Annotated in this window: 11 protein-coding genes and 1 tRNA gene; 5 read left to right on the forward strand and 7 right to left on the reverse strand. The window is 74.8% G+C overall.

The features are described 5' to 3' along the window. Positions 1–2: 2 nt before the first annotated feature. From ettA to ABZ716_RS23855, 6 genes are all read right to left on the reverse strand, one after another. Positions 3–1,667 carry an energy-dependent translational throttle protein EttA gene (ettA, locus tag ABZ716_RS23830; RefSeq protein ID WP_007264121.1) on the reverse strand — a complete coding sequence of 555 codons (1,665 nt, stop codon included), beginning with the start codon at positions 1,665–1,667 and terminating at the stop codon, positions 3–5. Between the two features lie 218 nt (positions 1,668–1,885). Then, positions 1,886–3,382: a phosphatase PAP2 family protein gene (locus ABZ716_RS23835; RefSeq protein WP_358961554.1), complete on the reverse strand. Its 1,497-nt coding sequence runs from the start codon at positions 3,380–3,382 to the stop codon at positions 1,886–1,888. A 79-nt stretch (positions 3,383–3,461) separates the two neighbouring features. Further along, positions 3,462–4,658 (reverse strand): thioester domain-containing protein, encoded by a 1,197-nt coding sequence (locus ABZ716_RS23840; protein ID WP_358961556.1) that lies wholly within the window; start codon positions 4,656–4,658, stop codon positions 3,462–3,464. 353 nt (positions 4,659–5,011) lie between these two features. After that, positions 5,012–5,419: a single-stranded DNA-binding protein gene (locus tag ABZ716_RS23845; RefSeq protein ID WP_358810043.1), complete on the reverse strand. Its 408-nt coding sequence runs from the start codon at positions 5,417–5,419 to the stop codon at positions 5,012–5,014. 100 nt (positions 5,420–5,519) lie between these two features. Next, positions 5,520–7,589 (reverse strand): YfjP family GTPase, encoded by a 2,070-nt coding sequence (locus tag ABZ716_RS23850; RefSeq protein WP_358961558.1) that lies wholly within the window; start codon positions 7,587–7,589, stop codon positions 5,520–5,522. A gap of 4 nt (positions 7,590–7,593) precedes the next feature. Then, a complete protein-coding gene (locus ABZ716_RS23855) occupies positions 7,594–9,216 on the reverse strand; it encodes a dynamin family protein (RefSeq protein ID WP_358961560.1) in 1,623 nt (540 codons plus the stop codon). 321 nt (positions 9,217–9,537) lie between these two features. Here ABZ716_RS23855 and ABZ716_RS23860 point away from each other — a divergent pair. Together ABZ716_RS23860 and ABZ716_RS23865 are read left to right on the forward strand one after the other, a co-directional pair. Then, positions 9,538–9,610, forward strand: a tRNA-Arg gene (locus ABZ716_RS23860). A gap of 340 nt (positions 9,611–9,950) precedes the next feature. Then, positions 9,951–10,466 (forward strand): hypothetical protein, encoded by a 516-nt coding sequence (locus ABZ716_RS23865; RefSeq protein WP_358810046.1) that lies wholly within the window; start codon positions 9,951–9,953, stop codon positions 10,464–10,466. A gap of 5 nt (positions 10,467–10,471) precedes the next feature. On the opposite strand, the gene ABZ716_RS23870 is transcribed toward ABZ716_RS23865, so the two are convergent. Then, positions 10,472–11,242 (reverse strand): alpha/beta hydrolase, encoded by a 771-nt coding sequence (locus ABZ716_RS23870; protein WP_358961562.1) that lies wholly within the window; start codon positions 11,240–11,242, stop codon positions 10,472–10,474. Positions 11,243–11,330: 88 nt separating this feature from the next. Between ABZ716_RS23870 and ABZ716_RS23875 the strand changes: the two genes are divergently transcribed. From ABZ716_RS23875 to ABZ716_RS23885, 3 genes are all read left to right on the forward strand, one after another. After that, positions 11,331–12,032, forward strand: coding sequence for a 4'-phosphopantetheinyl transferase superfamily protein (locus ABZ716_RS23875; protein ID WP_358961565.1), 702 nt, complete (start codon positions 11,331–11,333; stop codon positions 12,030–12,032). 103 nt (positions 12,033–12,135) lie between these two features. After that, a complete protein-coding gene (locus ABZ716_RS23880; RefSeq protein WP_358961567.1) occupies positions 12,136–13,716 on the forward strand; it encodes a S8 family peptidase in 1,581 nt (526 codons plus the stop codon). Positions 13,717–13,934: 218 nt separating this feature from the next. Next, entirely contained in the window at positions 13,935–15,203 is a 1,269-nt protein-coding gene (locus ABZ716_RS23885) for a hypothetical protein (RefSeq protein ID WP_358961569.1), read from the forward strand. Positions 15,204–15,334 lie beyond the last annotated feature (131 nt).

The raw sequence follows: 15,334 nt of genomic DNA on the forward strand, positions 1-15,334 counted from the left end.
ACCTAGCCCCGGGTGAGCTTCTTGTAGGTGGCGCGGTGCGGACGGGTGGCGTCCGGGCCGAGCCGCTCGACCTTGTTCTTCTCGTAGGACTCGAAGTTGCCCTCGAACCAGAACCACTTCGAGTCGCCCTCGTACGCCAGGATGTGCGTGGCGACCCGGTCCAGGAACCAGCGGTCGTGGGAGACGACCACGGCCGCACCGGGGAACTCCAGCAGCGCGTTCTCCAGGGAGCCCAGGGTCTCGACGTCGAGGTCGTTGGTGGGCTCGTCGAGGAGCAGCAGGTTGCCGCCCTGCTTGAGGGTGAGCGCGAGGTTCAGGCGGTTGCGCTCACCGCCGGAGAGCACACCGGCCGGCTTCTGCTGGTCCGGGCCCTTGAAGCCGAAGGCGCTGACGTAGGCGCGCGACGGCATCTCGACGTTGCCGACGTTGATGTAGTCCAGCTCGTCCGACACGACCGCCCAGAGGGTCTTCTTGGGGTCGATGTTGGCGCGGCCCTGGTCGACGTACGAGATCTTGACGGTCTCGCCGACCTTGATCTCGCCGGAGTCCGGGGTCTCCAGGCCCTGGATCATCTTGAACAGCGTGGTCTTGCCGGCGCCGTTCGGGCCGATGATGCCGACGATGCCGTTGCGGGGCAGGGTGAAGGACAGGTCGTCGATGAGGACCTTGTCACCGAACGCCTTCGAGAGGTTGTTGACCTCGACGACGATCGAGCCCAGGCGCGGGCCCGGCGGGATCTGGATCTCCTCGAAGTCCAGCTTCCGCATCTTGTCGGCCTCGGCCGCCATCTCCTCGTAGCGGGCGAGACGGGCCTTCGACTTGGCCTGGCGGCCCTTGGCGTTGGAGCGGACCCACTCCAGCTCTTCCTTGAGGCGCTTGGCGCGCTTCTCGTCCTTCTTGCCCTCGACCTTGAGGCGCTCGGCCTTCTTCTCCAGGTAGGTGGAGTAGTTGCCCTCGTAGGGGTGGGCGCGGCCGCGGTCGAGTTCGAGGATCCACTCGGCGACGTTGTCGAGGAAGTACCGGTCGTGGGTGACGGCCACGACGGCGCCCTTGTACTGGGCCAGGTGCTGCTCCAGCCAGTTCACCGACTCGGCGTCGAGGTGGTTGGTGGGCTCGTCGAGGAGCAGCAGGTCGGGGGCCTCGAGCAGCAGCTTGCAGAGGGCCACGCGGCGCTTCTCACCACCGGAGAGGTTGGTGACCGGCCAGTCGCCGGGCGGGCAGCCCAGGGCGTCCATGGCCTGCTCCAGCTGGGCGTCGAGGTCCCACGCGTTGGCGTGGTCCAGGTCGTCCTGGAGCTTGCCCATCTCCTCCATCAGCTCGTCGGTGTAGTTCGTCGCCATTTCCTCGGCGATCGCGTTGAACCGGTTGAGCTTCTGCTTGATCTCGCCGACGCCGTCCTCGACGTTCTCCAGGACGGTCTTGGACTCGTCGAGCTTGGGCTCCTGCATGAGGATGCCGACGGAGTAGCCGGGCGACAGGAAGGCGTCACCGTTGGACGGCTGCTCGATGCCCGCCATGATCTTCAGGACGGTCGACTTGCCGGCGCCGTTCGGGCCGACCACGCCGATCTTCGCCCCCGGCAGGAAGTTCAGGAACACGTCGTCGAGGATCACCTTGTCGCCGTGGGCCTTGCGCGTCTTGCGCATGGTGTAGATGAACTCAGCCAAGAGAAACCGTCCGGCAGATCGATGGTGGGCAGATACACCCCATCTTGCCGTACGTCCATCCCCTGGGGGAAACGCGCAGGGTCAGGGCGCTGGTCTGCGAGGTCCGGGCCGCGCCCTCCGCGCCCGGGGGGAGCGGCCGGAGCGCGGGGGCGGGGGTGCGGGCGGGCCGGGTGGGGCCCGCACCGGGTCCTTCGGCGGGTGGGGCCGGCGCGCGGGGGTCAGTGGGGGCGGTAGACCGGGAGGGCGTCGGGGAGGGTGTCGAGGAGGAGGGCGGGCGGGGCCTTGGCGTATTCGCCGTCGTAGGCGAAGGGGGTGCCGGGCGGGATGTCCTCGATGTGCAGGCGGCGCAGGCGGATGGCCACGTGCGCCGGGGATCGGGTCAGCGGTCCGGCGAGCGCGGCGGCCAGGAGGCGGGGGCCGGGGCGGCCGCCGCCGTGGACGAGGCGCAGGTCGAGCAGGCCCTCGCCGAGGCCCTCGCGGCGGCGGGGGGTGGGGCCGGAGCCGTAGTAGGTGCCGTTGCCGGCGAAGAGCAGCCAGGCGCTGCGGGGCCGTCCGGCCAGGGTGAGCCGTACGGGCCGCTCGGCGCGCAGCACCCGCCAGGCGGCGGCGAGCGCGGCCGGGCCGCCGCCGATGCGCGGGGCCCAGCGCAGCCGGTGGCGCAGCAGCTCGGGGTAGACCCCGAAGCTGAAGGTGTTCAGGAAGTACCCGCTCTCCCCTTCGGCGGCGCCTCCCGGGCCGGCCGGGGTGAAGCGGCCCACGGCCACGCGGACCGCCTCGCCGGTGGCGACGGCCCGGCAGGTGTCGGCCGGGCCGGCGAGGCCGAGGTCGAGGGCGAAGTGGTTCAGGGTGCCCCCGGGGAACACCGCCAGCGGGACGCCGGCCCGCAGCGCGGCGGTCGCGGCGGCGTTGACCGTGCCGTCGCCGCCGCAGACCCCGAGCACCTGCGACCGGGCCGCGGCGGCGGCCAGCTCCTCCTGGAGCTCCTCGCCCCCGCACTCCACGATCTCGGCCTTCGGCAGCCGGTTCTTCAGGGTGCTGAGCACCGCGCCGCCGGCCGTGCCGGCGCCGGTGTTCACCACGACGGTCAGCCCGGCCCCGTCCGGCAGGGCGGGCACCCCGGCCGCCGGCCGCTCGTCGCCCGGCACGGCCCGCGCCTGCTGCACGCCCCGAGCGAGCTGGCGTACGGCGAACCCGGCCGCCACCCCGAGCAGCGCGCCCGCCGCCACGTCGGACGGGTAGTGCACGCCGGTGTAGACGCGGGAGAACGCCACCGACGCGGCCACCGGCGCCACCACGGCCCCCCAGAACGGGGACTCCAGCGCCATCCCGGTGGCGAAGGCGAAGGCCGAGGCGGAGTGCCCGGACGGGAAGGACGTGGTCCACGGCTGCACGGCCGGCCGCCGCACCAGCGGTACGCCCTCCAGCAGCGGCCGTGGTCTGCGGACGGACCACTTGCCGAGGGTGTTGACGGTCGCGGAGGCCAGCGCGAGCGAGGCGGCCGCCCGCAGCGCGGCCTTGCGGGTGCGCGGCGCGCCGAGGACGGTGAGCCCCGCCGCGATCCCGCCCCACAGCACTCCGTGGTTGGCGGCCCGCCCCAGGGCGGGCAGGGCCCGCTCGGCCGCGGGCCAGTGCCGCCGGGCCACGGCGTCGAACAGCCGCCGGTCCCCTCGCGCGAAAGCTCCCCGCCAGGTCAGTCGCTGATCATGATCTGCCATTTCCCGCGCTTACCCGGACTGCGGCGGGTGAAGCACCCGCCGGGTGAAACACCCGCTGGGTGAAGCGCCCGCTCCTCGTTCAGCCCTCCGTCTGTCCTTCCTCCCCTCCCTCCCCTTCCAGCGGCCGCTTGCGCAGCAGCAGGACCACCATCCCGCCCAGCACCACCAGGCCCACCGCCAGCGAGGCGATCACCGGGGTGGCGGCGGAGCTGCCGCTGACGGCCAGCCGCTCCTCGTCCGGTGACGGCGCCTCCGCGCCGGCGGCGGCCGGGGCCACCTCGGCGCTGCCGGCCAGCGTGCCCACCTTCCCCGCCGGCTCGGCGCCGGGCTGCGGCCAGACCGCCGTGGCGGTGGCGGCCGCCGCGGACTCGCTGGAGCCGGCCACGACCTGCGCCTCGTCCGGGACCCCGCTGGCGAAGACCCGCCCGACGGGGACCTTCGTGGAGCCCTGCACGGTGACCGACGCCGTCCCGTCAGGGGTGCCCGGGGGCACCTCGAAGTAGAGCCGGCTGCCGTTGGCCGCGGTGGCGACCGGCTGCCCGTCGGCGTCGACGACCCGCACCCCCATGGCCACGGCCGCCGCGTCGGGGACGACGGTGACGCTCTGCGCCGCCGTACGGACGGTGACCGGGCCGAGCCGGGTCCCGGTGGGCCCCGTCACCGGGCCGGACACCTGGCCGGGGTCCAGCCCCAGCGAGGCCGGGGGCTCCGGCAGCCGGCCCGCCTCCCGCTGGAGGTATTCGGCCAGCTTCTCCGCCGCCTGGTCGGCGGCCTCGACCTGAGCCCCGTCGGCCAGCCGCCAGATCGCCACCTGGGTCCCGGCGGCCGCGCTCTCCGCCGTCAGCGCCCCGGCCCCGGCCGCCTTCGCCAGCCCGGCCAGATCGTTGAGCTGCGGGTAGGAGTGCTCCAGCACCCAGCGGATCCGGCCGCCCGCGTCGGCGTTCCCGGCGAGGGGGCCGGCCGTCCAGCCGCTCTCGGTGAAGCGGGCCTGCGGCTGCGCGTTGCCCGCGACGCCGACCCCGTACGTCTGGAGTGTGCCGCCGCCGTCGACCCGCATCTCGTACAGCCCCGCCGGGATGTGCCGCACCGAGCCGTCGCGTCCGTGCAGGACCGCCTGGCCGTAGGTCTTCAGGCCGTCGAGCACGGCGCTCGCGCCCCCGGCCGCCGGTCTGGCCGTCGTCGGGCCGGAGTCGGCCGAGGCCCGGGCGCCCGGGGCGGCGGTGAGGGCCGCGGCCAGCAGGGCCACCGCCAGCGGCCGCCGAGCGGAACCCCGCACCGCACTCCCCGCGGCGGCGAGGGCGCCCGCGAAGCCGGAACCACCGGCGGCGGCACCCGCGCCGGGACCGGCTCCCGCACCCGTGCCGGGGCCGGGGACTGGAAGGGGACGGGAATCGGTAACAGGGCCCCCAGGAGGGGCGGGAGTGGCGGCCACACCCGGAAGCGGAACCGCCGGCGAGGCCGCTGCGGCGGCTGCCGGGGCGGTAGCCGGTCCGCCCGTGGAGGCGGCGTGGGACTCGGAGGACGCGCAGGACGCGCAGGACGCGGGAACAGCAATCGACACAGTCTTCCCCTTCGGGCCAAAGACCCAGGTGCCCGTGAGTACCGGGGAATCCTAGCCTCATCGAACACTTAGACCACCGCCGCCTTCTGAGGGCCCATCAGCGGAGTCTCCGTCTTGACCACCCGGCGGAAGGCCGCAGTTCCACGGTTGAGGTCGTGTCCGACGGCGACCGCGTCGATGTCCGCCGAGAACCAGCGGACCCCTTCGCCGTCAGGCGGCCCCTCGCGGACCCGCAACCGCCCGTGCACCACCAGCGGTTCGCCCACCGAGACGGAACTGGCCAGGTTCACCGCCAGCACCCGCCGCGCCCACACGGTGTAGAAGCTGGTGGTGCCGTCCGTCCACGTTTCGGCCCGCCGGTCGAAGTAGCGCGGGGTCACCGCGAAACGGAACCTCGCCGACGGGCCGGTCACCGTCTCCTTGAAGTCGATCTGCGTCGCCACATGCCCCACCAGCGTCACCAGGGTGTCGTTCATCCCGGCTGCCCTCCCCGCGTTCCGTACGGCTCGTGCGGACCGTCCGCACGAGGTACGACCATGCTGGCCCGGACCCCCGTCCCCCGCTCCGGCCTGTGGACTACTGGCGGGTTGTGGACAACCTCGCCCCCCCTGCGGAGACGGTCGCGTACTGCTCCCGGACCTCCCGGTAGCGCAGCAGCTCCGCCGCCACCGGCTCCAGCACCCGCGCCCGCCCGCAGCCGGCCGCGGCCTGCCGCAGCCGCCGCTCGGCGTCCTGCCCGTAGCGGCGGGCCGGGCCCCGCGCCGCGATCGAACAGGCCCACTCCACCAGCGGCCCGCCGACGATGCCCGCCACCATGAACAGCACGGGCGGCAGCAGCTTCGGCTCCAGGACCCCCGCGATCTGCCCGACGAGCCACAGCCCGCCGAAGACCTGCACCAGCGTCATGGCGGCCTGCGCCAGTACCGCCGCCGGCCACCAGGCGGGCCGGGGCGGCTTCGTGCCCGGCGCCGGAGCGGCCGGCCCCAGGGTCACCGCCAGCTCGTCCAGCGCCTCCGGCAGCCCGGCGGCCCCGCGCACGGCGGTCTCCCGTACGGCCTGCGCCCACGGTTCGGGCAGCCCGACGGCCGCCTCGTCCGCGACGGTCCGCACGGCCTGCTCCACCCGCTGCCGGGCGGTCACCTCCCCCTCGGCCGGCGCGGCGGCGGCGGTCGTGGAGCGGCCGATCACCGCCAGGGCGGAGATCCCGGCCAGCGTGCGCGGGGCGCGCCGGCCCTCATACCAGCGCCACAGCCTCAGCCAGGGCGTGCCGCATGCCTTGCCGGCGTTGCGCCGCCAGGCCCGTTCGGCGGCGAGACCGGCCGCGTAGGCCCCGACGGCCTCGGCCAAGCGGTCCTCGAACTCGGCGCGCGCCGCCTCGCCGATCTCGGGCCCGGCGGGACCGCCCCGCCCGTCGGCGACGTACAGCGGGCGCAGGCGGGCGGCGGCCCGGTCGACGTCGGCGGCGATCCGCCGGGTCGCGGCGCCCTTCTCCTGGGTGAACTGTCCGAGCAGCTCGCGGAGTTCCCCGACCCCTTCACCCGTCAGGGCGGACAGTCCGAGGACGGTCGCTCCGGGCTCGCCGTGCTCGCCGAGCGCGATGCCGTCCTCGTCCAGGAGCCGGCGCAGATCGTCCAGCACCAGGTCGGCGGCCTCACCGGGCAGCCGGTCCACCTGGTTCAGGACGACGAACGTCACCTCCGCGTGCCCGGCCAGCGGCCTCAGGTACCGCTCGTGCAGGACGGCGTCCGCGTACTTCTCCGGGTCGACGACCCAGATGACGGCGTCGACCAGCGCCAGCACCCGGTCGACGTGCTCGCGGTGCACGCCGAGCGCCGAGTCCAGGTCGGGCAGGTCGACGAGGACCATCCCGCGCAGCGCCTCCGCCTCGGCGGTCTCACGGGGGCGGCGCCTGAGCCGGCCGGGGATCTCCAGCCGGTCCAGCAGTCCGGCGGCCCCGTCCGACCAGCTGCAGGCGATGGGCGCGGCGGTGGTGGGCCGGCGCAGCCCGGTTTCGGAGATCTGCACTCCGGCGAGGGCGTTGAAGAGAGTGGACTTGCCGCTTCCGGTGGCTCCGGCGACGGCGACGACCGTGTGCTGGGCGGACAGCCCCCGCCGCGCGGCCGCCTCGTCGAGGACCCGGCCGGCCTCGGCGAGGGTCTTGCCGTCGAGGCGGGTGCGGGAGAGCCCGACCAGCTGGCGGAGGGCGTCGAGGCGGGTGCGCAGGGCGTGGGCCTCGGGGCTGAGCGGGGGCGCGGGGGACTTGCCGCCGTCGCTGCCGGCGCCGGAGACGGCGCGGACGAGTGCCTCCTCGCCCGCGTCCGCCTCCTCGTCGGCGCCCTCGGCCTCTGGCTCGTCGTCGGCGCCTCGGGAACGGGCCCTGCCGAAACCACCCTTGCGGGTGGCCCGGTGGCGGGATCGGGCGATGAACCCGTCGTCCCAGCGTTCGGCGGCCGGGTCGCAAGCGGGCCCGGAAGCCGGTTCGGCGGCCGGTCTGCCCGTACGGCCCTCCGTGCGCTCCGTACCCGCTTCGGCGGCCCGGACGCGCTCGCCGGCCCCGTCGCGGTCGCGGATGCGCAGGCCGTCCCGGGCCTGGTCGCCGACGTGGTCGCGGTCCCCGGCCTGGTCGCGGTCGGTCAAGGCGGTCACCCCCTCACCTCTCCTTCTGCAGTACGGACAGCGCCGCGATCAGCTCGGCCTGTGGTTCCGGGGTCACTTCGAGGGCCTGGAGCGGGGCGAGCCGGCGGTCCCGTTCGGCGCGCAGGATCTGGTCGAGGTGGTCGCTGACCACTTCCCCGCCCCGGTCGCGCAGACGTACGGCGGCCTGTACGCCGATCCGCTCGGCGAGCTTCTCCCCCGCCGGCCGGGCCCTCCTGCCGCCGAGGAGGGCGGCGACGAGGAGGGCGGCGATGCCGTCGGGGTCGGGCGCGGGCTGTCGGTCGAGCTGGGCGACCTCCTCCTCCGCGAGCTCCTCCAGGACGCGCCGCCAGCGCCGTACGGCCATGCCGATACGTTCCGCCGCCTCCCGGTCGGGCCCGGGCAGGGGCACCGCCCCGGCGGCCGGCTCACTGCGCCACGCTTCGGCGATGCGCTCGTCGGCGGCGGCGACGGCGCACTGGAGGAGGGCGGCGAGGGATTCCGCGAGGGAGTCCAGCAGTTCGTCGGCGCTGGTGTCGAGGGGGTAGCCGCGCCAGCGGGTGAGGGCGTCACCGGCGAGCACGGCGCCGCTGTCGAGCCGGGCCTGCACCCTTCTGCCCTCCCTCTTGTACGCGTCCTCGACGGCCGAGGTCAGCCGGACGGCGGCGGCGTGCTGCGCCGCGACGGCGGAGGCCAGCTCCGGCATGCGGCGCCGGAGGGAGTCGAGCGCGCCGAGCGCGGTACGGCTGACGGCGTACTGCCGGGCGGCGGGGTCCTGGACGTGGTGGCTGAGCCAGCCGAGCAGCGGCGCGACGGCGCTGGCCGGCAGCAGCCCGCCCCCGCCGGCCGACTCCGGCAGCTCCGGCACCGTGAACCGCGGTACGTCGCCCAGCCCGGCCCGGGTGAGCAGTGCCCCGTACTGCCGGGAGACGTCGGCGAGCACCTGGTGCGGAACCCGGTCGAGGACGATCACCAGGGTGGCGTTGTACTGCTTGGCGGTGCGCAGCAGGTGCCAGGGGATGGCGTCGGCGTACCGCGAGGCGGTGGTGACCATCACCCAGACGTCGGCGGCGCAGATCAGCTGGGCGGCGAGGGTCCGGTTCTCCACGACGAGGGAGTCGACGTCGGGGGCGTCGAGGAGGGCGAGCCCGCGCGGGAGGGTGGAGACCGTCTCGATCCGCAGCTCGCGGACCGTGGGGCCGCGGTGCGCTCCGGGCGGACGGCCGGGGCGGGAGGCGGGGAGCAGGTCGTCCTCGTCCTGGGGCGCCCAGACGCGCATGAGGTCGGGCAGGACCCGCATCCCGGCGAACCAGTGGTGGTCGTCCGGATGGCAGACGAGCACCGGGACGCGGGTGGTGGGGCGCAGCACTCCGGCTTCGCTGACTTGGCGGCCGACGAGGGAGTTGACGAGGGTGGACTTACCGGCTCCGGTGGACCCGCCGACGACGGCGAGCATCGGCGCCTCGGGCGCCTTGAGCCGGGGTACGAGGTAGTCGTCGAGCTGCGCGAGCAGCTCGGCTCTGGTCTGGCGGGCGCGCGGGGCGCCGGGCAGGGGCAGCGGCAGACGCACGGACGCGACCCGGTCGCGCAGGGCGGACAGGGCATCGAGCAGCTGAGGCCGAACATCCAAGGTCACCACATGCGAAGAATGCCCAATTTGGGACCATTTTTGAAGCTTATACGCCCTCTGCGCGCCGACCGCGACTCCAGTGGGACATCATGGACACCGCGGACGAGTGGGACGCAGGCATAACGACTGCACAACACCCAGGCCGCCGCGGCGCAAAAGCGGTGCGAGAATCGCACCTGCCTGCGATTATCGGGACCGCTTCACCGAACCTCCACAACGTGGCACGCGAGCGAAGCAACCGGGACAAGGCAACCGGAGCCCTATCCTTGACCCGGCACGACCGCAGTCCCACCCCCACCAAGGGGCTCCAGGCCACCACGGTCACCACTGGCCCCCGTAGCTCAGCGGATAGAGCAGGCGCCTTCTAAGCGCTTGGCCGCAGGTTCGAGTCCTGCCGGGGGCACTTCTTCTCCGCCCGTAGGGGGAGCCCCGCAGGGGCATGCCGGGGGCGGACGCCGTCCATCGCTGGCGGGAAATCACCCGCTCGGACCCTTGCAGGCGCAAAAGCACCTTCGCCCGGACGGGCGACCGGCCGGCCCTTGGGGTGCCGGGAGTCGGGCGGGGTGCCTCCACGTGTCGCCATGGCGACGGCCGGGCGCGGGAGTTGCTGTCCTCGGGGCGTGGCGGTGGGGGCGGTGGGGCGGACCACTCTCAGGTATGACTCCGTATGCGACTTCCGGCAGATTCCAAGTTCGTACTGAGGAGGGACGCGTGAACGGGCCCCGGCACGAACACTTGTCGGTATGAACCGTCGTCCGCTCGTCATCGCCGCAGCCATCGTGGGAGCCCTTGCCACCGCGGCCTTCGCGCTGCCCAACCTCCCGCCCAATCCCGTCACCAACGCCCTCAACGACCGGTTCTTCAAGGAGAAGGGCCGGCACTTCGCCACCGCCCGCGCCGCCGAGGCGCACACGCGGGGGGACCGGAACCTGGCCCTGCCCAGCTGGGTGCCCAGGGATGCCACGGACATACGGATCCAGGCCCGCACCGACGGCAAGGCCCGGCTCATCCGGTTCACCCTGGGCAAGACGCCCCTGGACGGGCCGCAGTGCGCCGAGCAGGCCCCGACGAAGGCCGGCGGCCCCCGGCTGGGCGCCCGTTGGTGGCCGCGCGACACCCGGGGTGAGGAGCGGCCCGAGTGCCGGGACCACTACCAGTACCAGGTGTCGGTGCGCGGCAAGAAGGTCTACGCCTGGACCGACGGGACGCCCTCCCCGGGGGCGCGAATACCGGAAGCCGTACCGGCCGTCCGTGGCTGACGGGGTCAGTCCCGGGCGAGGGCCTCCGCCACGGCCCGGGCGAAGCCCTCGGGGTTGTCCAGCATGATGTTGTGCCCGCACTCCGGCACGGCGACGACGGTGACCCCGGCGGCCTCCAGGGCCTCGGCCCCGGCGAGGGCTCCGTCCGACGCGGGATAGAGGAAGCTGCGCGGGATCTTCAGCTCCAGCAGGAGCTCGCGCATGGTGGGTGTGGTGCCCGCGGCGAGGTTCACGGCGCTGCGGTACAGGCCGGTGCGGCCGGCCAGCCGCATGGTCGACCACCAGTGGGCGCCGACCCGGTCGCGGACCTCGGCCCAGCCGCCGGCCAGGAAATCCTCCTCCGTGTAGGCGGCGATGCCGCTGCTGCCCGCCGTGCCCGGGGTGGGCGGCACGGGGTCCAGGTTGGCGTCGACCAGGACGAGCCGGGAGACCAGGTGCGGGTGGCGGGCGGCCAGCACGATGGCCACCGCGCCGCCCATGCTGTGGGCGATCACCTCGGCCGGGCCGGCGCCGGCGGCGGTCAGCGCCTGCGCCACGGTGTCCGCGTGGGCCTCCAGGGTGTACGAGAACGTCGTGGGGCGGTCGCTGTGCCCGTGCCCGAGGAAGTCGAGCAGCAGCGAGCGCCGCCCGGCCAGCCGGGGGTGCACGGCGGTCGCCGCGAAGTAGGCGGGTGCGGTGGAGCCGAGGCCGTGCAGGTAGACGCGGGCCGGTTCCTCTCCCGGGAGCTCGATCCAGCGGATCCGGTCGTCTTCCGGTGTCACGACAGCGCTGTGCACGGTGTGTTTCTCCCCCTGGTCATCACGGTCTACCGGCCACGAGGGTAGCCAGACGCCCGGGTCGGCGGCCCCCTATTACTCTCGTGAGGTGATCGACGAACTGAGCCAACTCGACGGTGCGGCGCCCCTGGTGGGGGAGATACCGGCAGGATCGGGGACGGCGGTGTGGGTGCTGGACACCACCCGCGCGGTGATCGGCGGGCACGAGGCCGGCGGGGCCGCGGCGCTGCTGGACACCGAGGAGCGGGCGCGGGCGGGCCGGCTGGTGCGCCCCGGCGACCAGCGCACCTACCTCGCCTCGCACCTGGGGCTGCGGGTGCTGCTCGGCGGGTACCTGGGGGTGGCGCCCGAGGAGGTGCGGTTCGTCCGGGAGGACTGCCCGAACTGCGGCGGCCCGCACGGGCGGCCCGCGGTGGCGGGGGGCGGGGTGCACTTCTCCCTCTCCCACAGCGGCGATCTGGCGTACTTCGCCTTCGCGGGGGTGCCGGTGGGGGTGGATGTGGAGGGCCTGCCGAGCGCGGCGGCGGTGGCCGATGTCCTGACGACCCTGCATCCGGCGGAGACCGCCGAGCTCACGGACCTGCCCGAGGAGGGGCGCCGGGCGGCGCTGGCCCGGGTGTGGGCCCGTAAGGAGGCGTGCCTCAAGGCCACCGGCGTGGGCCTCGCCGAGGGTCTGGCCGAGCCCTATGTGAGCTCGGCGGCCGACCCCGCCCGGGTGCCGGGCTGGGCGCTGCGCGACCTCCCGGCGCCGTCCGGTTACGCCGCCGCCCTGGCGGTGCGCACGGCCTGACGGTGTGACAACCCCCGCGCCGCGCCCGGTGGGGCGGCGTGTCGTGCGGCCAGTCGGCGCACCCTCCGCGCGCCTACGCGGGGGCGGGCCGAGCATCGGGCGCATGACCGCGATGACCTCTCTGCTCCCGGCCGCCGCCCTGCTGGCGGCGGCCACCGTCCTGCCGCCGCACACCCCCGCGCACGCCGAAGGCTCCGACGCGCCGACCGCCGCCTACGTCGTCCTGCTCAAGGACGCCGCCACCCGCGCCCCGGCCCGCGCCCTGGCCTCCGAGGCGGCGAAGGCGGGTGACCGGGTGGACGCGGTCTACGACTCCGCCCTCAACGGCTTCGCGGTACGCACGACCGCTTCCCGCGCCGCCGCGCTCGCCGCCGACCCCCGGGTGGCCTCCGTCGAACCGGACACCGTCTACCGCATCTCCGACCCGCCCGCCCCGACCGGCCCCACCGACCCCCTCACCGAGCGACCCGCGCCCGCCGCCGAAAGCCCCGCACCCGCCCCCGCACCCGAGCAGCCCGCCCCCTCGGCCGCGCCCGCCTCCACCCCGGCGCCCGTACCCGCCCCGGGACAGGCCACCCCGGTGCCGCCGCCCTCGGCCGCCCCCGCGACGCCCGCCCCGGCGCCCGTGCCCGCGACCGCTCCCACCCCCGCGCCCGCGCCCTCGGCCGCCCCCGCCGCTCCTGCGAGCCCCGCGCCGGAGCCCACCCCCACCCCCACCCCCGCCCGGCCGTCGCCCGCCCCCGCAGCCAGCCCCACCCCGACCCCCACCCCGACCCCTGCCGCGGTGCCCCCGGCCGCCCCCGCCCCCGCCCCCGTGGCCGGGGCCGGGCGGCAGGGGCGGGCGCCCTGGGGGCTGGACCGGATCGATCAGCGGGGGCTGCCGCTCGACGGCTCGTACGCGTATCCCTCCAGCGGTGCCGGCGTCACGGTCTACGTCGTCGACACCGGGATCAACACGGCCCACCAGGAGTTCGGCGGCCGCGCCCGCACCGGCTTCAACGCCCTGTGGATGGAGGGCTCTGCGGACTGCAACGGCCACGGCACGCACGTCGCGGGGACCGTCGGCGGGGCCACGTACGGGGTGGCGAAGGGGGTCTCCCTCGTGGGGGTGAAGGTGGCCGACTGCCATGGTGACGCGCGACTGTCGCACATCCTGCGCGGCCTCGACTGGGTGGTGAAGGACGCCACCCGCGCCGGTCTGCCCCTGCGCCCGGCCGTCGCCAACATGAGCCTGGGCGGCTCCCGCAGCCGCTCCATCGACGCGGCGGTCGTCCGCACCGCCGCCTACGGGATCACCGTCACCGTGGCCGCCGGCAACGAGGGCCGCGACGCCTGCACAGGCTCCCCCTCCCACGTCCCGCAGGCCATCACCGTCGCCGCCACCGACGCCTCCGACCGCCACCCCTCCTTCTCCAACCACGGCCCCTGCGTGGACCTCTCCGCCCCCGGCGTATCCGTCGTCTCCGCCTGGAAGGGCTCGGCCACCGCCCTCGCCCGGGCCACCGGCACCTCCATGGCCGCCCCGCACGTGGCGGGCGCCGCCGCGCTGCTCCTGGCGGCGGGCACGGCGCACAGCCCCGAGCAGGTCCGCGCGGCCCTGCTCCGCGACGCCGCCCCGGACCTGGTCACCGCCCTGCCCCCCGACACCCCGAACCTGCTCCTCCAAGTCCCGGCCGCGCCCTGACCACCAACCCCCCGCCCCGCTCCGCCCAGGTCTGATGGGACATCAATGTCTGTGCGCTTCGCGCCCGGGCAATCCATTGACTTCTCGGCACCGCGACGCGTCAATGACGGCCATCCGCACCGGCTCGGCCTCCCCCACACAGCGGTGGGGGGAGGGGTTCGTCATGACGAAGGAGTCGCGACCCAGTGAGTACGAGTACGAGAGCGTTTCGACGAAGAGTGCTGGCCGGAGCGGGCGCCCTGTCCCTGGCCCTGACGGGCGGCGTCGTGGCCCTGACGGGGCCGGCGCAGGCCGCGACCAAGACCACTCCCGTCCCCGTGAAGTGCGTCGCCCCCGCGCCGCAGCCGGGCGCCAACGGCAACCAGGACTACACGGTCACCGTGCCGGACACCGCCAAGGCGGGTGAGACCGTACCCATCACCATCGACCCGGGCGAGACACCGGTCATCCCCATGTTCACGATCGACACGGTCAACACCATCAAGGCGAAGCTGCTGGTCGGCGGGGTCGCCCAGACCGTCACCAGCCCGGCCGTCCCCAGCCACCAGGAGGCCAACAAGAAGTCCGACCCGCCCGCCTTCTCCGGCACGGTCAAGATCCCCGACGGCAGCGAGGGGACCACCGTCCAGATCACCATCGACCAGGTGGTCACCGACGCCGACCTGGGCGGCACGGTCTACACCACGACCTGCACCCCGGACCCGCGCCCCAGCGCCTCCGTCGGCTCGATCGCCGTCGAGGCCCTCCCCAAGGACCCGGTCACCACCCGGCTGACGCCCAACAGCGGCAAGGCGGGCACCGCCGTCGTCGCCACCGGCGCCAACTTCCCGGCCGGACCGGTCACCTGCTCCGCCCTCCTCGCGGGCGCGGCCACCGGTGACACCGGCACCGGCTCGGCGGACGCCTCCGGCGCCGCCACCTGCAACATCACCGTCACCAAGAAGGCCGACGCCATCAAGATCGACGGCTCGGTCCCGCCGGCCAAGCCCTTCGTGTTCGTCGAGGAGCAGGCGGGCGTCAAGAACCCGGTGGACGTCGAGGTGCTGCCCGGTCCGCTGGCGCTCGGCCCGAAGGACGGCCAGCCCGCCGTCAGCTTCGGCGCGGTGACCATCAACGGCAAGGCGCAGTCGGTGTTCGGCGCGTTCAACGCCGCCACCGTCCAGGACTTCCGCGGCGGCACCCTCGGCTGGGACGTGACGGCGACCCGTACGCCGTTCCTGAACCAGGCGACGGGCCACACCCTGGCCAAGGCGCAGCTCGGCATCCAGCCGTCCTGCACCGTGACCAACCCGGACAGCCCCAGCACCTGCACCGCGGGCGCGCCGGGCGCGATCACGGAGAGCCCGATGAAGGTCGCCTCGCAGGCGGCCGGCGGTGACGAGCTGACCGGCGGCGAGTTCGCCGTGGGCGGCGCGGCGATGCTCCAGCTGCCGCCGTTCATGTTCGCCGACACCTACCAGTCGGTCGTGACCTTCTCGATCGCCTGACCCGCCCGCCCCGTCGGTTCCCCGGTGGTGCGGCGCCCCGGCGCCGCACACGGTGGCGAAGCGGCGGTTGGCGCGCCGCACGGTGAGGTCGGTGCCGAAGAGCAGGAAGCCGAAGGGAGATTGGCCGAATA

Source organism: Streptomyces sp. NPDC006687, from assembly GCF_040636215.1.
Lineage (GTDB): Bacteria > Actinomycetota > Actinomycetes > Streptomycetales > Streptomycetaceae > Streptomyces.